Origin of the sequence: Streptococcus sp. 20925_1_77 (assembly GCF_041432125.1) — a bacterium.
Lineage (GTDB): Bacteria > Bacillota > Bacilli > Lactobacillales > Streptococcaceae > Streptococcus.
Genome location: NZ_JAPVZB010000008.1, coordinates 69,383 through 87,987 on the forward strand (window position 1 = coordinate 69,383; position 18,605 = coordinate 87,987).

Genomic DNA, 18,605 nt, shown 5'->3' on the forward strand with positions numbered 1-18,605 from the left:
AGTATGGGAAAAGCAGCATTGCAAGCAGACTTAAATAGATGTCTTGGGCAACTGTCAGAAGTAAATGGGAAACTTGGGAAATTAAGAGCAGCATTATCTAATCTACAAGGAGTTTCAACAGCAATAGAGTATGTTTTAGTCAGTCCAGAAAATATTAAGTCTAGTTATCATCTTGCTGGTCATCCATATGATGAAGAAGCACAAACAGAAAAAAACACAGTGGATAAGACTGTGGAAAAATACGATGAGTATAAACTGAATATGACTTCTAGATTGAGTAGTAAAATTAGTAGTTTAGAATCTGAAGCAGCATCTTTAAGAAGTGGTATAAATATGTTGAGTCAAGCAATTGCTAGAGCGAAGGAGGATTAGTATGAGTGATGATGTGATTAAAGTACATGACTTACCAGGGATTGCTCAATATAGTGAGTCAATAAAACAGTTTTCTCAATCTTTAACAACGGCGACACAGGATACAGCTAGAACATTTAACGTTAAAATAGAAGGATCCGAAGGGGAAGCGATTGCAGCCTTTTTAGGACAACTAAACACTTTACAGAATCAGGTTTTCAACCAGATCCCAGCTTTTTTAAATAAATATTCTGCTAATGTTGGGAAATTCAGCTCAGCGGTGTCAGGAGGAGGGTTCACAAAAGAAGCTTGGACAAGCGAGTCTGGTTTATCGACTGTTCAATCAAAATTGACTGGCGAACAAGTGGATAAAGTGTCAGAAGTGGATCAAAAATTGCAATCTGCATTAAATATTGCTACTGATGCATTAGATGAACCTGAAATTAGTATTTCTTCCGTAAAGAGTGGAGCGATTCTGAGCTTAAATGCAAGTTCATTAACTAGACAGGCCACACATGAACCTTTTCAACTTGCGCATGATCTGTTTAATAAAGACCTTCAAACAACAATTGAAGAAGTTTCTGCATTAAGAGGGATTGTAAATCAGGCACAAATTACCCTTAATTTAACCCCAAAGGCAGTCTTTAATATGATTACTCAAGGGTTAAAGATGAATCCAATTGATACTGTTCAAAATATTGATGAAGCAATTGCTCTTGATGCAGTTTATGGAGATGATCAAACAAAGATTTCAAAAGTAAATAGAAAAAATGTAAGAAATGAAGTGGTTTTCCATATGGTTGATGGAATGACCACATGGGTTTTGAAGAAAGATACAAGTAAGTTGAAAAGATTCTATGATCAATTTGGGAAAATGGATCTCTCAGATAGCTCTGCCTGGTTTGATTCATTTGAAACTCTAGGCAAAGTTTTAGCACTTGCCCATCAAGTAAATATGACTGAAACGTATAATAAAGTAAATGGTGATTATGATAAAATGACATCAGAATTTGACAAGGAGAATGCAATCAATGAACTCATTGGGATTAACAGGGGATTGTATGCAATAAAGTTTGCGAAAGGAACTTTTAAACCTAATGGAGCTAATATTTCAGTTGATGATCCAAAACAAATTTCCTTTCAGTTTGCTAAGGATGGAACTACACGTTTTAGTATAATGGGACAAGCTTCGGGTTATAAGATGGAAGGCTTCAAAATTTCTTCAGATGAATATTCTAGTGATTTTTTTGTTGATTATGTTACACTATCACAAGAAGAAATATTAGATAATTTAAAAGAATTGGATAAAAAGAAACAAATGGCAGTTTTCGAAACTATTCGAGACATGTCGGCAGGAGCAGGAATATTGTTTTTTCCACAATATAAGACTGCATTTGAGCTTTTTAAATTACTTGGAGCAGATGCACATGATGTTATAGAGACGAAAAGTCCAGAGGCTGCTGCCCTAGTGAAAGGTATAGCCGATTGGAAAGAGGCAGATGAAGAAGAGGCTGCAGAAGTAGAAAAATTGAAGATGTCAATATTAGATAAAGGTGCTTGGAAATTTAAAGGAGGATCAGGGTCTAACGCTCAAGAAATTTTAACAGGTGATACCTATTATAAATTTGAGGTGACTCAAAGAATTGCAGAAATGGACAATTACGGGATGAAATTGTTCCTTGAAAATAAAGGAGTGAAACCAGAAGATTTTAAAGAAAATTTGAGCAATGCTGGTATCAGTGATGAAATTAGTAACTATTTAGTTGGTAATGATTCAAATTTAGAAATTGAAAAAATGAATCGAAAACAGCTTGAGGAGGTTAAACGAGGTATCGATCAATATGATATTTTTCAGAATCATGAATATGCTAAAGATAATGGAGCACAATATTTCAACTATTTAAGAACAAAATATAACAGAGATAGCAATATAAATAAGTAATGAGGGAACGATAAATGAAAATAAAGATGAGATCAAAATTAGTCCAAGTTTTATTTCTTGTAATTGCTATCACAGGAGGTGTTCTTGCATATAGCGCTTATCGTAAGCATAAACTGACTCAGTTTATCATGTGGAGTCCGAGAGCAAAAATTACAGATTATGAATTTATTGCTAATCATAAAGCGGTAGCAATTAGCTGGGATAACGAAGCTGAATTAAAGGAAGCGAAAGAGGCTAAGAAATATGATCCTCGTATTGACATCAGAAACAATAGAATTGAGATGCATGGTGAACGTTTTATTATTCGGCAGAGTTACAAATTGAAGTCGGCAGCATATAAGTACTGGTTAAGTGAAAATGATAAAGTTCCTTATTTAAAGAGTAATATCCCTGAAAAAGGAGAATACTGGTTATTAGATGTTTACGATACAAAAGACAATACGATTAAACAAAAAACTTATGATGTGTTTAAGATGGTGAGGGAATATAATAAAAATTATGTTCCAATTAATGTTGCGGATTCCCCAAAATTGTTACAATCTGAAGAAGGAAAAACTTATTTGCCTATAAAGATGGCAGTGAATAGTAAATCAAACTCAAAAACTTTTATTGGTATCATAGATATAGAAACGGGGAAAATTATTTCTAAAACATCATCTGGAAAAACAGGTAAGGACTTTTATGATGTAAATCAAAAAGCATGGCAAAATAAAGAAGGTCTTGAGGATTTACTCAATAAATATGACAGACTTTCAAACCAACATTTTAATTTTGTATGGTCAGCGTTTTGGTTTACTAAAAAAGTTCAAACAGATTCTTTAGCAAGCAAGTATCCAAAAGTATATGATATATTGAGTAAAGATTCGCTATCTGAATTGTATTTCCTTGGAAAAGAAGACGTTCGTTTTAAAATCTCTTTTTTGAAATTAGTTGTTCCAAAAGGTGAAAACATCTTTAAGAATCTTACCATTCCCGAGAGTAGTTCGAAAGATGGGAAAGAACATATCGTTCAAAATGAAGAAGAGTTTTTAGAGTATTATCAAACAAGGCCGGAGGATGAATAATGGGAAGAAAACGAATATTACCAGAGCACATAAGAAGTATTCAAACTAGTTTTGATGATTTGAGTGGTCGTTTAGAAGATAAGAGTGGATCTTTGATAGAATCGTCTGCTACCCAAAATTTCTCTTCAGCAACAAATGAAGTAAAAACATTAGCTAAAGATTTAGTACCTATCATTCAATCATTTGATGAGTATTTAAATGCTGTCGCTGATGAATTCTCAAGAGTTGATAATGAAATGGGACATGTTATAGATGGAGGAATGTTGCAGCAGTTCGCAAATAATAAAAGTGAGACAGAAATGTTGGATAAACAACATATTAGTCAAAAAAATATTGACTTCTATAATTCGCAATTCAATGATTTCCCTGTATAGCATAACCTATTTTATGAAAGAGTAGTTATTTCTGAAGGTAATTACATCAAGTGAGATGTTTTATCTCACTGAAAAATCAGGATATAAAAAGGTATTGTCAAATAACGGATAAGTATTTTAGTGATTTTAGCTATTGGAGGTTCTCCTATCAATGGAAAAACAAAATAGACAACAAGAGGAGTTGGACGTACTTTACAAGGATCAGATGAGGTTGGATCTTCAGTTAGAGGACAATCAAGATGAGCAAAAAGCGCTTCGTCTGTTGCGTGAAGATCTTGAGTATTCTCAAGGAGATGCTCTCTATCAGCTCAATGATCTACTCTTGATGGGGGTAACACCTTCTCACCGCTCCTTTTATATCCAACTACTAGAACAGATGGATGAGACAACTCGAAAACTCTTTTTAGATTTAGACGAGCAGGAGTTGCAACTAAAACAGCAGTATCGTGAGACAGAGCGTCAGCTTGAAATAGTTCAAAAGAAACGCTCTCAACTCATAAATGAGCTGGCTGAAAAAGAAGCGAAGCAAAATAGATTTTAGAGAGAACCGCGGTTCTCTCTTTTTTTATCCCCTTAACTCTCTCTAACTAGTAATTAATTTGATTTTCAAAGTAATTTTAGGTATGATAGTAAGGTAATATTTTTTAGTGGGATTTGTTTTTCGCTTAAGTAAATGAAGAAAAAAATAACATTTAATAATATTATGGTATTAGATGAGTGAGATCTCTTTAATAATCTGATCTCAGTCCGAGCAAAAGGAAAAGTTGACATCAAACAAAATAGAACGAATGATAAAATGTTCCTAACTTTATAGAGTTTTATGTAACCACTCATGTGACTTTGTCATAAATGAGGTAAAAGCTCCAAGGAAAGACCGAGTTTCGTATTTGGCTTGTTTGATGAAGATTTATTTTTTAAATCTGACGACTTTTCAACAGTAGACAATGAAACAGGATGTGCAATAAGTAGAGGTTCGCGTCAGCAATTTATTATTGGCAATAGCGAATAATAAATAGGTCAATAAAGACTTGATTTATATGATTTACCATTTAAAGACGACTCTACCAAACACTCCTCTTCAATGAAAGGACATTTTCTATGGCAATTCAATCAAATGATACAGTTCATTCCTATGCGGATAGCATTGTGTCTGCATCAAATTCAGTGAGTTCAGCTATTGGGACAAAAGATGATGGCAATGTTTATCAAGGTCAAGCAGGAATGGCGAGCAATATCGATAATGATAAAAATATAGGTGAGCAGGCAAAAGAGAGGGCTATCGACTTTATTCAGGTGCTTCATGGAATTCATTCAGAATTCCAGACAACAGATGCCTCTATTGCAGGATATATCAATAGTCATACAGGAACAGGAAGCGAAGCACTGTATAGTTCGGCAAAGAATTGAGAAAGGAAGAGATAGATGGTTAAAGTAAACTACGGGGCCCTTCAGACGATGTCCTCTACAACTTCAAGCGCTTCCCAAGAGCGTGTAGCAGGCTACCAGCAACTGATCAATGCCTTTAGTACATTTAGTGGCTCATATGAACTACAAGGAGATGGCTATGATGCTGCGCGTACTTATGCGTCAGGAATTATGGTTTCCTATTATCAAGCTTGTATCTTATATTCTGAAGCTGTCGCAGATGCTGGAGACTACCTTGCTGACACCTATACAGCGCTATGTGGTTCAGAGAGTTTGGATGAGGAGGAGCTCCAAACTGAAATAAATAGCGCAACTAGAGGAAGTATGCAAGTTAGTTCTTCTATTGCAAGTTTTGAACGAAGAGATAAACTCACTGATGCACAGAAAGCTTCATTAGAATCATTACGTAAACAGGCATCTGAACTGGATGAACAAATTAGAGTAGCTACTGAGAAATTAGAGCACTTAAAAGCCTTTGATGCCGCTTCTGCTTCAGCCTGCACCGCAGTAAATGATGCTGCGGGAACAATCGCTTCTGCAGAACATACTCTAGGTGTCTCTTTTGCTGCTAGAACTTTTGAATGTACAACAAGTACGGATTGGGCTACCACTGTTGCAACAAAATGGGAAGCTCGTGCAGTTAATCTACAAGAAGCCTATGATAAGGCTCTTCAGAAATTATATAACGGAGAGGAGCTAACAGAATCGGATCTTACAGCAATTGAACGGTATAATAGTGAGTATCCAGGAGTAGTAGATCAGGAAATTCTACAATATACCAAAGAAGTACGTCAAGTTAAAGCGGATGAGATGAAATACCGTTCTCTCGTTGATAAGTTAGATTCAGGAAAAGAATTAACAAATGAAGAAATTAGAACAATAGAAGATAAGAAAGAAAGTTATCCGAATATACAGGTTAATACAACTACTCTTGACAAAATTGTTGCTAAAAGAGCTTATAAAAAAGTACAAGATAAGCTAAAAAATAATGAAGCTCTGACGGAAAAAGATAAAGAAATTATGTCACGGTACTGGCGTATATATCCTGGTGAGGAAAGAAAAGAGTTTAATAGATTGAAGAAAAAAGTACATTCAGAAGAATTCTTTAAAATTGGACAAGAAGGATATACTTCTGAGGAATTGCTTTTTATTGCTAACTATATATCAAATCATCCAAATGAAATCGAGAATTTAGATGATGATATTAATTATGGAATTGTGATGACTCAAGCATATTCTCGATATCATAGTCACGGAGACAACCCAGATTATTTTCCATTCAATGCTGGGACAGGAATATACCATGATATTATAAACAAAACAGGTAGATATCCAAGTGGTGAGGAAGCTGACGGCTTTAATAAATGGTTTGCTAAAAATGATGGGATGAAATATTTAACCATTACTCAAGAAACACTAAATTTATACAATACTATATATGGTGCTTATGATATGTCAAAGGAAGCTTATAAAAATGGAGTAAGTCCGAATTATACACAAAATAATGGATTATTAAATTATGTTGATTATTTAGAAATTAACCAATCGGCTAAAGAAAATCCAAATGAGCCTGAAGTTAATGAATTGCTTGATAGTTTAGACTACTTAGAGGATTAAATATAGATTTTATTAATTTGTGGATATTTTTTGCAAAAGAATACCGCGTCACTACTCAGAATTTTGGTTTTTCTAGCAAGATTATAACTGAATTATCAAACCACCTTTGGGTGGTTTGATAATTCAGTTTACAACTATCTCCAACTAGTGATGAAATGGCTCTTCAAACTAAATTCCGGTATGATATAGTAGAAACTGTTTTTTAAATCCAACTCGATCATAAAAGGAGGGAAATGATCCATGAAAAAGATGATGGTATTACTGGCGAGTGTACTTGTTTTAACAGCTTGTACTCAGCCTAACAAAGAGGCCAAGGAGGCAACCGCAAACAAAACGGAGCAAACTACAAAGGACTCCTCATCTGCTAAAGAAGAACAGGCCTTGAAATTTGTAGTCGCACCTCAGTATGAGGGTAAAACATCTAAGCTAATTGAGTTAGGAAAAAAATTGGTCAAGGAACATCCTGAACTCGGAAGTGAAGGTAATATGGCGCTCTACTTTACGGGTGCTATTTCTGAAGGAAGAGCAGCGCTCATGTTGGTCAATAAGACAGATGTGGATATCAAGAAAGATTTGAATTTTTCGATTTCTTGGTCTTATGATGGAAAATCTATTCTTGACAATCAAAAAGTTAGTTATTTTATCAAGGACAGTGGAGAATTACCATCTCATTCAGCAACTTTGATATTGTTACCACTGAATGAGGAACAATTGGGAATTGTAGATGGAATGTCGGATCCCTCTAAGATGATGCTTAAGATGTCAGATGTGAGCGCTGTAGAATAATTGGAGAGATGAATGTCAAACAAGATGATGGTATTTTGGCTTTCAACAATTGTAATTGTTTTAGCTATAGTTTTTGTAAGTGGCACTTATTTTTATCTATATTTTCGTGATAAAAAAATGCTCCGTCTGGCGAAAACATCTACAAAAGGGACTGTGGTAGGATATAGTAGCTTTCTAGGTGGGAATCCTCCAATTGTCGAATACAAGGTTAATGGTGTTACTTATAAAAAAGCATTTCTTTATTTCATTATTAAAACTGTTTCTACGCCATGGGGACCTAAAAATGCGCCAAACCTATATACAAGAGAAGATATCTTAGCTAATTCTATTACCTTTCATCGGAATTCATTTGTTTCTTTTAATACCGTCTTACGGACACATTTTCCAATATGCTCTTATATGACAGTCTGGTATGATCCTGCAAAACCAAGTAGAGCCTATGTAGAGCGTTATTGCGGTGTGAATCGGTATTATAAATGGGCTGGAATCATTTTTAGTATCATGATGTTTTTAGTGTATATTTTTTTAATTTTTGTTCTTGTTAAGAAATGAGGTATAAATGTCAAAATCTAGTCAACAAGCTGCAATTCGATCACAAATTAGTGCAGCACAATCAAAAAAGAAGAATATTTGAAGAAAGCTCGAGAAGTAAAAAAATCTATGAAGAATTAAGAACTATCAAGGGTGAATTTGTATAACAGAAAAAATCTTTGGATACTAAGAAAAACGAACATGATGATTCATGGACAGGTAAGGAGTTATTAAAAAATCCCTAATTGTCAAGTCAAGTGCAACAAAGTTGTTCCTCTGATTAAGTGAGTATCTTTTTTCAAATTGAGATAAAAATCTAAAAGAAGGCTTCAATGGATTGTACGATAATGTTGCGAATTCCGACTTTGGAAAGGGAGTAACTAAGACAGTAAATTCGGTTAAACAAACTGTCGGTAATGCTTTACATAATGGAGAGAAAGTTGTGAAGAATTTCATATCAGATAGTGCTAAGAAATTATTTGCAAATGATCCTAAATTGGGATGGTTTGGATAAAGGAGTTAGAAAGTGAAACTATTTAATTATTCATTTGAACAAAGTCAGTCCTTTGTAAATGAAGATATTGTAAACAAATTGAATCAAAAAGGAAATTGGAAACGTTACATAGGTTTATTAATCACCTCAGTCGTTCTTTACTTTTTTTTGGTTGCTATTCCTATGTTTGTAAGTGGGGTTAGGTAGTGTTTTTAATTAATAAACCAACGGAGAGATTTTAATTATGAAAATATATATTGGTTATTTGGATTCAAAATGGATTTATTTTGATGAAGAAAATGAAGTATTTCAATATCAAGATCAAAAAAATACGTCCAATTGGATAATGGTTGCTGCTCCACTTACAGTCTTTCTTTTAAAAGGAATTGCAAGTGCTTTAAATTCAGTATTTGGGACATTATCGTATACTATGAATATCAGTATTGCAATGATTGGAACTCTGATAGTTTGCGGAATATTGATGATATCGAAGGTGAGAAAAAAAGATCCGAGAACTGGTTGGAAAACAGTTGTTTTGAAGGAAAAAGATCTCAGAACACTATTAGTAAAGGTGAATTCAATTTTTATTATTAAGATTCTTTTTATTATTTTAGAGATTTATTTTTTAGTTACTTATATTAGAGAAACCGATTTTTTGTGTCTGATGATATATCTACTTGCTTTTGCTTGTGTTATACATTTTCATCAGGAATTTAAGACAAGTAAAATTAAAAAAATATTGAAAAAACAAAAAATAGTGTTAAATGGTTTGCGAGATTCATAGTAGACTGGGAATAATTATTGACAATATCTTTTAAAGAATTATTTGCAAAAGATAAACAATAGGCAATACTATTATCTAAACAATATGATGTAGTAAAAAATGATAAGGATACAATAAATAAGTGAATCACCGCTCGTTCGGTGATTTTTTCGTCTTCACTTCTCCCTCGAATTAATCCTTAAATTGTGATAAAATAAGGGTTACGAATGTTTTTGAATGGTCTGTTTTTGCTTAGAAAACGACCCCTCAAAAGCGAGCAAAAGAATCAAGATCAAGGGAGAAACAATGTCCAACACCTTTGAAATTTTAATGGATCAGCTGGATATGCCGCTGGAGATGCGATCTTCCAGTGCCTTTTTACATGCGGAGATTCAAGAAGTCGTGGTGCACAAGGTCAGCCGGGTTTGGGAGTTCCGCTTTGCCTTTGCGGAAGTCTTGCCGATTGCTTTGTTTAAGGAATTGCGCCAGCGCTTGAAGGACGAATTTTCAAAGACGGGAAACCAGGCGACCTTTACCATCCAAGTGGCCAATCCGGATTTTTCTGCGGATTTATTGCAGGCCTACTACCGGGAGGTCTTTGAGGATGGGCCTTGCGCTAGTCAAGGCTTTAAGGGACTGTACCAAGACTTGCAGGTGCGCGCGGAAGGGCAGGAATTGATCATCTCTGGGCCATCTTCGGTTGATACGGAGCATTTTCGTAAGAATCATTTACCAAATCTTGCCAAGCAGTTGGAAGCCTTTGGTTTTCCGCATTTTACCTGTCGGGTGGAGTCTGATGAGGAGTTGACAGAGCAAGAAGTGGCGCGTTTTGAGCAGGAAAATGAAAAGATCTTCCAAGCGGCCAATGAAGAGACCTTGCGGGCTATGGAATCCTTGGCTCAGATGGCTCCGCCACCAGCAGTTGAAGAAAAGCCGGTCTTTGACTTCAAGGCTAAGAAGGCGGCGGCTAAACCCAAGCTAGACAAGGCCGAGATCACCCCGATGATCGAGATCACGACGGAAGAGAACCGGATTGTCTTTGAGGGTGTGGTCTTTGACGTGGAACACAAGGTGACACGGACCGGTCGGGTCTTGATCAGCTTTAAGATGACCGACTATACTTCTAGTTTTTCCCTTCAGAAATGGGTCAAAAATGAGGAAGAAGCCCAGAAGTTTGACATGATCAAGAAGAACAGCTGGCTACGGGTGCGGGGAAATATCGAAATGAACAATTTCACGCGCGACTTGACCATGAATGTCCAAGACATCCAGGAAGTCGTGCATTATACCCGCAAGGACCTGATGCCAGAAGGGGAGCGCCGGGTGGAATTCCACGCCCATACCAATATGTCGACCATGGATGCCCTGCCGGAAGTCGAAGAGCTGGTTGCCAAGGCTGCTGAGTGGGGCCACAAGGCGGTGGCGATCACCGACCATGGCAATGTGCAGAGCTTCCCACATGGCTTTAAAGCAGCCAAGAAAGCTGGGATTCAACTGATCTACGGGATGGAAGCTAATATTGTAGAAGACAAGGTACCGATCACCTATAACGAGGTGGATCTAGACCTCAATGAAGCGACCTATGTGGTCTTTGACGTGGAAACGACGGGACTTTCAGCCATTTACAATGACTTGATCCAGGTCGCTGCTTCTAAGATGTACAAGGGCAATGTCATTGAGGAGTTTGACGAGTTTATCGATCCGGGCCATCCTCTGTCGGCCTTTACGACCCAATTGACAGGCATTACCAATGAACACGTCCGGGGGGCTAAACCTTTGGTGCAGGTCTTGAAGGAATTTCAGGCCTTCTGTGAGGGGACGGTGCTCGTTGCCCATAATGCCACCTTTGACGTGGGCTTCATGAATGCCAACTATGAGCGCCATGGTCTTCCTAAGATCACCCAGCCGGTCATCGATACCCTGGAATTTGCCCGCAACCTCTATCCAGATTTTAAACGGCATGGCTTGGGACCCTTGACCAAGCGCTTTGGAGTGGGCTTGGAGCACCACCACATGGCCAACTACGATGCGGAAGCGACGGGGCGCCTGCTCTTTATCTTCATCAAAGATGTCGCTGAAAAGCATGGGGTGACCAATCTCAAGGATCTGAATATCGATTTGATCGATGAGAATTCTTATAAGAAGGCTCGAGTTAAGCATGCGACTCTCTATGTCAAGAACCAGACCGGCCTTAAGAATATGTTTAAACTGGTCTCGCTTTCTGGGACCAAGTATTTCGAAGGAGTTCCACGGATTCCCAAGACCGTGCTGGATGCCCACCGCGAGGGCTTGATCCTTGGATCGGCCTGCTCAGAAGGGGAAGTCTTTGATGCGGTCATGTCGCAAGGTGTGGATGCGGCGGTCGAAGTGGCCAAGTACTACGACTTTATCGAGGTCATGCCACCGGCTATCTATGCGCCTCTCATTGCCAAGGAGCAGGTCAAGGACATGGACGAGCTCCAGACCATTATCAAGAGCTTGATCGAGGTGGGAGATCGCCTAGGTAAGCCCGTTCTTGCGACAGGAAATGTCCACTATCTGGAACCAGAAGATGAGATCTATCGGGAGATCATTGTCCGTAGTCTCGGTCAAGGGGCCATGATCAACCGGACCATCGGGCACGGAGAAGATGCCCAGCCAGCACCATTGCCAAAAGCGCATTTTAGAACCACCAATGAAATGCTAGATGAATTTGCCTTTTTGGGAGAAGACTTGGCGCGCAAGATTGTTATTGAAAATACCAATGCGCTAGCCGAGACCTTTGAGTCGGTCGAAGTGGTCAAGGGCGACCTCTATACGCCATTTATCGACAAGGCCGAAGAAACGGTTGCGGAATTGACCTATCAGCGAGCCTTCGAGATCTATGGCAATCCGCTCCCTGATATTGTCGATCTGCGGATTGAAAAGGAATTGACCTCTATCTTGGGGAATGGCTTTGCCGTGATTTATCTGGCCTCGCAAATGCTGGTACACCGTTCCAATGAGCGGGGCTACCTGGTTGGATCGCGTGGATCCGTAGGATCCAGTTTTGTCGCGACCATGATCGGGATCACTGAGGTCAATCCGCTCTCGCCTCACTATGTCTGCAGCCAGTGCCAGTACAGTGAGTTCATTACAGATGGTTCTTATGGATCAGGATTTGATATGCCCAATAAGGACTGTCCCAACTGTGGCCACCAACTCAGCAAAAACGGACAGGATATTCCCTTTGAGACCTTCCTTGGTTTTGATGGGGATAAGGTACCCGATATTGATTTGAACTTCTCTGGGGAAGACCAGCCGAGCGCCCACTTGGATGTTCGTGATATCTTTGGGGAAGAATATGCCTTCCGGGCAGGAACGGTAGGTACAGTTGCGGCCAAGACCGCCTATGGGTTTGTCAAGGGCTATGAGCGGGACTATGGCAAGTACTACCGAGATGCCGAGGTCGAGCGCTTAGCTCTCGGTGCAGCTGGGGTCAAACGGACGACCGGTCAGCACCCAGGGGGAATCGTTGTTATTCCTAACTACATGGATGTCTATGACTTCACTCCGGTCCAGTATCCGGCAGATGATGTGACAGCTGAATGGCAGACCACCCACTTTAACTTCCACGATATCGATGAGAATGTCCTCAAGCTCGATGTCTTGGGGCATGATGATCCGACCATGATTCGCAAGCTTCAGGACTTGTCAGGCATCGATCCAAATGATATCCCTATGGATGATCCAGGTGTCATGGCCCTCTTCTCAGGAACCGATATCCTAGGAGTGACACCGGAGCAAATCGGGACTTCAACTGGTATGCTGGGGATCCCAGAGTTTGGGACCAACTTTGTTCGGGGCATGGTGGATGAAACCCATCCGACGACCTTTGCGGAACTCTTGCAGCTCTCTGGTCTGTCTCATGGTACCGACGTATGGTTGGGAAATGCCCAAGACTTGATCAAGGCGGGCATTGCCGACCTATCGACCGTTATCGGCTGTCGGGACGACATCATGGTTTACCTCATGCATGCTGGGCTCGAGCCTAAGACGGCCTTTACCATCATGGAGCGCGTGCGGAAAGGCATGTGGCTCAAGATCTCAGAAGAAGAGCGCAATGGCTACATCCAAGCCATGAAGGAAAACAATGTTCCTGAGTGGTACATCGAGTCCTGTGGGAAGATCAAGTACATGTTCCCCAAAGCCCATGCGGCGGCCTATGTTATGATGGCCCTTCGTGTGGCCTACTTTAAGGTGCATCATCCTCTCTATTATTACTGTGCCTACTTCTCGATTCGGGCCAAGGCCTTTGACATCAAGACCATGGGGGCAGGCCTTGAGGCCGTGAAAGCTCGGATGAAGGAAATTGCTGAGAAACGCAAGAACAACGAAGCTTCCAATGTGGAGATCGACCTCTACACTACTCTTGAGATTGTCAATGAGATGTGGGAGCGCGGCTTCAAGTTTGGAAAGCTAGACCTCTATCGCAGTCAGGCAACAGAATTCTTGATTGATGGGGACACCCTCATTCCTCCATTTGTTGCTATGGATGGTCTGGGAGAGAACGTTGCCAAGCAAATCGTGCGGGCGCGTGAAGAAGGAGAATTCCTCTCTAAGACCGAGCTCCGCAAGCGCGGCGGTGTCTCCTCAACCCTGGTTGAAAAGATGGATGAGATGGGCATTCTTGGCAATATGCCAGAGGATAATCAGTTGAGTCTCTTTGATGATTTGTTTTGATGAAAACTTAACAGTAAAACAAATATTAGGCTATTGTATATCTAATAGATTTACAATAGCCTTCTTTTTTGTTACAATAATCAATGGAAAGAAGGTGAGAATATGTCAAAGACGAGCATGAGTATCCGTTTGGATAGTGAGGTTAAGGAGCAGGCCCAACTGGTGTTTAATCATTTAGGGATGGATATGACCACAGCTATCAACATTTTCCTCCGTCAGGCTATTCAATATCAGGGCTTACCTTTTGATGTTCGATTAGACGATCATGGGAAGTTGCTCCAAGTCGTAACGGATGTAGAGCAAAATCGGAATATGAGTCAACCCTTTGAATCAGTCTCAGACTTGATGGAGGACCTGCGTGCTTAAGATTCGTTATCATAAACAGTTTAAAAAAGATTTTAAGTTGGCAATGAAGCGTGGTTTGAAGGCAGACTTGTTAGAAGAAGTTTTGAATTTTCTGGTTCAAGAAAAAGAACTTCCTGTCAGATATCGTGACCATCAATTGGCTGATTCCAAGCATTTCCAAGGTGTTCGGGAGTGTCATATCCAGCCGGATTGGCTTTTGGTTTACAAAATAGATAAGGATGAATTGATTTTAAACTTGCTGAGGACAGGAAGTCACAGTGATTTGTTTTGATGGATTCAACGATCCTCGCTCAGTTTGAGGTTGGCTAATGATAGAAAAGAAAAAAAGAGCAATACCCTGGAAGTCAGGGAAAGTCATTTCCATTTGCCTACGGAATGGCGTCTATGTTTTAGCACAAATGGTGCGAGAGCCCTATCTGGTATTTTTTAACCATTTTAAGGAGGAAAATAGCTGGAAGGAAGTAACCTTGAAAGAGGAGAATATTCTCTTTTGTAAAGCAGTCACTCGTCAGTTTCTACGCTCTAGTCCTATAACGATTGTCAAAGATCTTGAGCCTCTCTTAGGTTATCGGCTGCCTAAAGAATGGATTTATAGCCATATGGGAGGACATCCGATTACGGTTTCGGTGAAGGGGCGGGAGCGCCAAGTAGCTGGTTTTGGCCAACGGCTTTCCTTGGTTCAGGCCGATAAGGATAGTGGCCTACCAGAGGATAATCCTCTAATGGGCCTCTTCCAAGCCTATATCCTACCAGATATCCAAGAACAGGATTGGGAACGGGTAGGGCAGGCTGAGCTCATGTCTCTCGAAGTCTTTCCAACGCTCAATGAACGTCTCTATCTCTGCTTTCTCCATGGGAAAAATGTGAATCCAGAGCAAGATATTTCTTTAGGAAAACCCTTGCTTGATGAGTATGAAACCTATCTCGATATTCTTAGCAACAGCCCAGAAGCACGACGCCTCTATCTGGGTGAGGAGGACGACTAAGAAAGGAATAGAACATGAAGATTGACATTTTTGCGGAAGACAAACCAGCTGCAAAAGTCTTTGTCTACAAGCTAGAAGTGGCAGACCATGTGTTGCTCCTTTCCACCGCCATGCTCTCGGGAGCAATTGCTCTAGTCAGCTTATGTTCAGCCTTGAAAGATTAGATGATAGCCTCTATTTTCTTTTTGAAGATAGAGGTTTTTAAGTCCGTTCAGACCGGATAAGTGTTTTCTTTGGATCTGGATTGTGTTACAATTTTTAGTGACAAGTGTTTGTAAACAGGAAACAGAAAAACAATGGATGTTCTTCCAAAAAAATGAAACAGAGGAGAAGCGCGTGGCAAGATATTTAGTAGGTCCTTACAACAATAGTTGGAACTTTATGGATGCACTTGAAAAAGCGCAGGATGGGGATACCATCGAGTTTGAAAATGGGTATGTCTTTCAATGGCCGACAAATAAAGTGATCGAGATCGACAAGAGCCTTCATTTTGTGGGGCATGTGGTCCCAAATCCTAATGGAAATGGGCGCATGTTTACCAACATCATTGAGGCTTCCTTCCGATTTGTAGAAGGAGTTCAGGTGACGTTTGAAGATCTGTGGTTTAAAGTTGGTGGAAATTATACTACTTTGATCTTATGGAATGACTCAGACATCACCTGTAAACAGGTCTATTTTGAAGCAACCACTCCAACAAATAATGAATTTTTTATCTATATGGATACGCATTCGAAAATGACTTTGGAAGGAGTCGGAATGAAGGTTCCGGAAAAACACCAAAGTACCATCGGTATGTCCGCTTCGGAATTGTCCATTCGCAATTCAACGATTTTTTCTAAAATAAAGCTAAACGAAGGTTCCAAGTTGACCTTAGAAAATGTCCAAATTGAAAAATTTGGGAATAATACGATCCATGCCAAGGACTCAGAAGTGATCGCAAAAAATTCAACGATTACAGGCGGGGATCTGGAAAATGATTTTCCACCAGTTTGGTTGAGAAATGTCATTTGGGAGTCTGAAAACTGTAAAATTGAGCTACCTACGGGGACTGGAGTCTGTCTTGATAACAATGTTCAATTCAATTCGGATTCGGATCGTATGACCTCCATCAATTCATACAATAGTATGATCCGAGCTCACCAAGCGACATTTACAGAGTTTTTATGCGTCTATGAAGCATCATTTGCTTCTTTGACTGGAGAAACGACCTTCTTAAATGAAAATGCCCAAACCATATCATTTGGAGTTTTTGATGAGAGTGTGCTGATGGCTGAGCATATGATTTGTCATAAGATTGCGGATCCTAATATCCGGCTTCAAGGTGGAGCCTTTGTGAAGGCAGGCACCCTGACCTATACGCAGGGCGATGCGCGTGATCTGACCAAGGAAATCGAGGATGACTGTGACTATCTTGTTGGCAGAGAAGTGGCTAAGGGCAATGCGCAAGTGGCTTCTACGGGATCAGTAACGGATGCAACGGTGACTTCAATCCCTACAACGGGGTCTGAGCCAGAGAAGAAACAAGATGCTCTTCAGGAACTCAATAGCCTGATCGGTCTTGAAAAAGTCAAACATGAGATCAAGAAAATGATCAACATGGTGGAATTTAACAAGAAACGGATTGCCAGTGGTAAGGCGCCTGAAAAGCAAACCCTCCACGCGGCCTTTATGGGGAATCCTGGTACAGGAAAGACCACTGTGGCCCGTCTTTTGGGACAAGTACTCTTTGATGCAGGTGTCCTCTCAGGAGAGGAATTCCGTTTTGTGGAAGCAACGGAGTCCGATCTGATCTCTTCGAATATTGGAGGAACCGCTGAACAGACCCAGGCTCTGCTTGAAAAAGCGCGTGGGGGTATTCTCTTTATTGATGAAGCCTATAGCTTGGATAAAAAGGATAGTGGTGCTGATTTTGGGATCGAGGCGATCAATACCATCCTCAAATTTATGGAGGACAATCGCGATGATATCATGATTATCTTTGCCGGCTATACCAAGGAAATGGAGGAGTTCTTAAAGACCAATCCAGGCCTTCGTTCTCGGGTGCCAAATAATTTCATCTTTGAAGATTTCACGGGAGATGAGATTGTCCAACTAGGGGAAATGATCCTAAGCAAAGGAGACTACAAGCTCGAAGACCGGGATTACTATGCGCGTCATGTCAAACGGGCCTATGATGGCTCGCTAGATAAGAGCAATGGTCGCTGGATCCGTAACCTGGATGAGCAATTGACCAAGACCATGGCAGATCGGGTGGTGGCCCAAGGTTCTGACGATATTGAGACCATCCTCAATAGTGATATCGATGCTGTCCTTAACCAAGGTAAGTATCAAGCCGGAGCCGATAAGGAAGAAGATGGGATGGCTGCCCTCAACCGTTTGGTTGGCATTGCCAAAGTGAAAGAGCAAGTGGAACAGTTCGTAGCCATGGCTGAGTTCAATCAAAAACGGGCTGAACAAGGTGGCATCGTCGAAGACACGACCTTGCACTCTCTCTTTCTTGGAAATCCCGGTACAGGGAAAACGACTGTGGCCCGTATTTTGGGCAATATCCTCTTCCAAAAAGGGGTGATCAAGCAGAAGAAATTCATCGAAGTTTCGCGGAGCAATCTGGTTGGAGGCTACCAAGGGCATACAGCCTTGAAGACGCGTGAAGTTTTGGAGAGTGCACTGGGTGGTGTCCTCTTTATCGATGAGGCCTATACCCTCTTTACCGGTGTAAATGATGATTTTGGGAAGGAAGCTTTGGATGAAGTCCTCAAATTTATGGAGGACCACCGTCGCGATATCGTTATAATCTTTGCTGGCTATACCAGAGAGATGCATGACTTCTTGCAGGTCAATTCAGGTTTGCAAAGTCGGATCCCGACTACATTTGACTTTGAAGACTATAGTCCAGATGAGATCGTCGAGATCGGTCTGTTGGGATTGCGCAAGCAAGGCTACCAAGTCAATGAAGCTCTTTATGGAGAGATCGTCAGAGAGAATTATATGCGTGCCAATGATCATAGTAATGGTCGCTGGGTCCGCAATCTTAATGAAAAACTCTTGCGCCAAGTATCGACTCGGGTAACCCGTGAAGGTAGTACGGATTACAATTCGATTTTGGATCAAGATTTGGAAGCCTTGAGGGAGAATGGCAATACAGAACATCCCCATACGGTAGATGATCAAGGCTATGTTCTTCCTTAAGCTAGAAGGAACAAGAA

17 protein-coding genes are annotated in these 18,605 nt (G+C 40.2%); all 17 read left to right on the top strand.

Going from position 1 to position 18,605, the window contains the following annotated elements; all coding sequences use genetic code 11:
* Nucleotides 1–3: 3 nt before the first annotated feature.
* The 17 genes from O3626_RS05930 to O3626_RS06010 all read left to right on the top strand — a co-directional run bounded on the left by O3626_RS05930 (nucleotide 4) and on the right by O3626_RS06010 (nucleotide 18,588).
* Entirely contained in the window at nucleotides 4–372 is a 369-nt protein-coding gene (locus O3626_RS05930; RefSeq protein WP_371495820.1) for a hypothetical protein, read from the top strand.
* A gap of 1 nt (nucleotide 373) precedes the next feature.
* Nucleotides 374–2,293: a hypothetical protein gene (locus O3626_RS05935; protein WP_371495822.1), complete on the top strand. Its 1,920-nt coding sequence runs from the start codon at nucleotides 374–376 to the stop codon at nucleotides 2,291–2,293.
* Nucleotides 2,294–2,307: 14 nt separating this feature from the next.
* Complete coding sequence (locus O3626_RS05940; RefSeq protein WP_371495824.1) at nucleotides 2,308–3,357, top strand: hypothetical protein; 1,050 nt, start codon at nucleotides 2,308–2,310, stop codon at nucleotides 3,355–3,357.
* Nucleotides 3,357–3,731 carry a hypothetical protein gene (locus O3626_RS05945; protein ID WP_371495826.1) on the top strand — a complete coding sequence of 125 codons (375 nt, stop codon included), beginning with the start codon at nucleotides 3,357–3,359 and terminating at the stop codon, nucleotides 3,729–3,731. Before O3626_RS05940 ends, O3626_RS05945 begins: the two co-directional genes overlap by 1 nt.
* 151 nt (nucleotides 3,732–3,882) lie before the next feature.
* Nucleotides 3,883–4,272: a hypothetical protein gene (locus tag O3626_RS05950; protein ID WP_371495828.1), complete on the top strand. Its 390-nt coding sequence runs from the start codon at nucleotides 3,883–3,885 to the stop codon at nucleotides 4,270–4,272.
* Nucleotides 4,273–4,829: 557 nt separating this feature from the next.
* Nucleotides 4,830–5,138: a TIGR04197 family type VII secretion effector gene (locus tag O3626_RS05955; RefSeq protein ID WP_371495830.1), complete on the top strand. Its 309-nt coding sequence runs from the start codon at nucleotides 4,830–4,832 to the stop codon at nucleotides 5,136–5,138.
* 15 nt (nucleotides 5,139–5,153) lie between these two features.
* Nucleotides 5,154–6,773 carry a hypothetical protein gene (locus O3626_RS05960; protein ID WP_371495832.1) on the top strand — a complete coding sequence of 540 codons (1,620 nt, stop codon included), beginning with the start codon at nucleotides 5,154–5,156 and terminating at the stop codon, nucleotides 6,771–6,773.
* 240 nt (nucleotides 6,774–7,013) lie between these two features.
* Nucleotides 7,014–7,559 (top strand): hypothetical protein, encoded by a 546-nt coding sequence (locus O3626_RS05965; RefSeq protein ID WP_371495834.1) that lies wholly within the window; start codon nucleotides 7,014–7,016, stop codon nucleotides 7,557–7,559.
* A 12-nt stretch (nucleotides 7,560–7,571) separates the two neighbouring features.
* Complete coding sequence (locus O3626_RS05970) at nucleotides 7,572–8,111, top strand: DUF3592 domain-containing protein (RefSeq protein WP_371495836.1); 540 nt, start codon at nucleotides 7,572–7,574, stop codon at nucleotides 8,109–8,111.
* Between the two features lie 505 nt (nucleotides 8,112–8,616).
* Nucleotides 8,617–8,790 carry a hypothetical protein gene (locus O3626_RS05975; RefSeq protein ID WP_371495838.1) on the top strand — a complete coding sequence of 58 codons (174 nt, stop codon included), beginning with the start codon at nucleotides 8,617–8,619 and terminating at the stop codon, nucleotides 8,788–8,790.
* A 37-nt stretch (nucleotides 8,791–8,827) separates the two neighbouring features.
* Nucleotides 8,828–9,367 (top strand): hypothetical protein, encoded by a 540-nt coding sequence (locus O3626_RS05980; RefSeq protein WP_371495840.1) that lies wholly within the window; start codon nucleotides 8,828–8,830, stop codon nucleotides 9,365–9,367.
* A 285-nt stretch (nucleotides 9,368–9,652) separates the two neighbouring features.
* A complete protein-coding gene (locus O3626_RS05985) occupies nucleotides 9,653–14,047 on the top strand; it encodes a PolC-type DNA polymerase III (protein ID WP_315375638.1) in 4,395 nt (1,464 codons plus the stop codon).
* A 102-nt stretch (nucleotides 14,048–14,149) separates the two neighbouring features.
* Nucleotides 14,150–14,413, top strand: a complete 264-nt coding sequence (locus tag O3626_RS05990) for a type II toxin-antitoxin system RelB/DinJ family antitoxin (RefSeq protein ID WP_009732165.1) — start codon at nucleotides 14,150–14,152, stop codon at nucleotides 14,411–14,413.
* Entirely contained in the window at nucleotides 14,406–14,684 is a 279-nt protein-coding gene (locus tag O3626_RS05995; protein WP_315375641.1) for a type II toxin-antitoxin system YafQ family toxin, read from the top strand. Before O3626_RS05990 ends, O3626_RS05995 begins: the two co-directional genes overlap by 8 nt.
* Before the next feature lie 37 nt (nucleotides 14,685–14,721).
* On the top strand, nucleotides 14,722–15,399 hold the full coding sequence (locus O3626_RS06000; RefSeq protein ID WP_315375643.1) for a hypothetical protein: 678 nt from the start codon (nucleotides 14,722–14,724) through the stop codon (nucleotides 15,397–15,399).
* Between the two features lie 14 nt (nucleotides 15,400–15,413).
* Nucleotides 15,414–15,563, top strand: a complete 150-nt coding sequence (locus tag O3626_RS06005; RefSeq protein ID WP_315375645.1) for a hypothetical protein — start codon at nucleotides 15,414–15,416, stop codon at nucleotides 15,561–15,563.
* 172 nt (nucleotides 15,564–15,735) lie between these two features.
* Nucleotides 15,736–18,588 carry an AAA family ATPase gene (locus tag O3626_RS06010; RefSeq protein WP_371495844.1) on the top strand — a complete coding sequence of 951 codons (2,853 nt, stop codon included), beginning with the start codon at nucleotides 15,736–15,738 and terminating at the stop codon, nucleotides 18,586–18,588.
* The last annotated feature ends 17 nt before the right edge of the window (nucleotides 18,589–18,605 follow it).

Bases quoted from the DNA above. Each gene is read 5' to 3' on its own strand.
- O3626_RS05930 (WP_371495820.1), top strand. From the start codon at position 4: ATGGGAAAAGCAGCATTGCAAGCAGACTTAAATAGATGTCTTGGGCAA.
- O3626_RS05935 (WP_371495822.1), top strand. From the start codon at position 374: ATGAGTGATGATGTGATTAAAGTACATGACTTACCAGGGATTGCTCAA.
- O3626_RS05940 (WP_371495824.1), top strand. From the start codon at position 2,308: ATGAAAATAAAGATGAGATCAAAATTAGTCCAAGTTTTATTTCTTGTA.
- O3626_RS05945 (WP_371495826.1), top strand. From the start codon at position 3,357: ATGGGAAGAAAACGAATATTACCAGAGCACATAAGAAGTATTCAAACT.
- O3626_RS05950 (WP_371495828.1), top strand. From the start codon at position 3,883: ATGGAAAAACAAAATAGACAACAAGAGGAGTTGGACGTACTTTACAAG.
- O3626_RS05955 (WP_371495830.1), top strand. From the start codon at position 4,830: ATGGCAATTCAATCAAATGATACAGTTCATTCCTATGCGGATAGCATT.
- O3626_RS05960 (WP_371495832.1), top strand. From the start codon at position 5,154: ATGGTTAAAGTAAACTACGGGGCCCTTCAGACGATGTCCTCTACAACT.
- O3626_RS05965 (WP_371495834.1), top strand. From the start codon at position 7,014: ATGAAAAAGATGATGGTATTACTGGCGAGTGTACTTGTTTTAACAGCT.
- O3626_RS05970 (WP_371495836.1), top strand. From the start codon at position 7,572: ATGTCAAACAAGATGATGGTATTTTGGCTTTCAACAATTGTAATTGTT.
- O3626_RS05980 (WP_371495840.1), top strand. From the start codon at position 8,828: ATGAAAATATATATTGGTTATTTGGATTCAAAATGGATTTATTTTGAT.
- O3626_RS05985 (WP_315375638.1), top strand. From the start codon at position 9,653: ATGTCCAACACCTTTGAAATTTTAATGGATCAGCTGGATATGCCGCTG.
- O3626_RS05990 (WP_009732165.1), top strand. From the start codon at position 14,150: ATGTCAAAGACGAGCATGAGTATCCGTTTGGATAGTGAGGTTAAGGAG.
- O3626_RS06000 (WP_315375643.1), top strand. From the start codon at position 14,722: ATGATAGAAAAGAAAAAAAGAGCAATACCCTGGAAGTCAGGGAAAGTC.
- O3626_RS06005 (WP_315375645.1), top strand. From the start codon at position 15,414: ATGAAGATTGACATTTTTGCGGAAGACAAACCAGCTGCAAAAGTCTTT.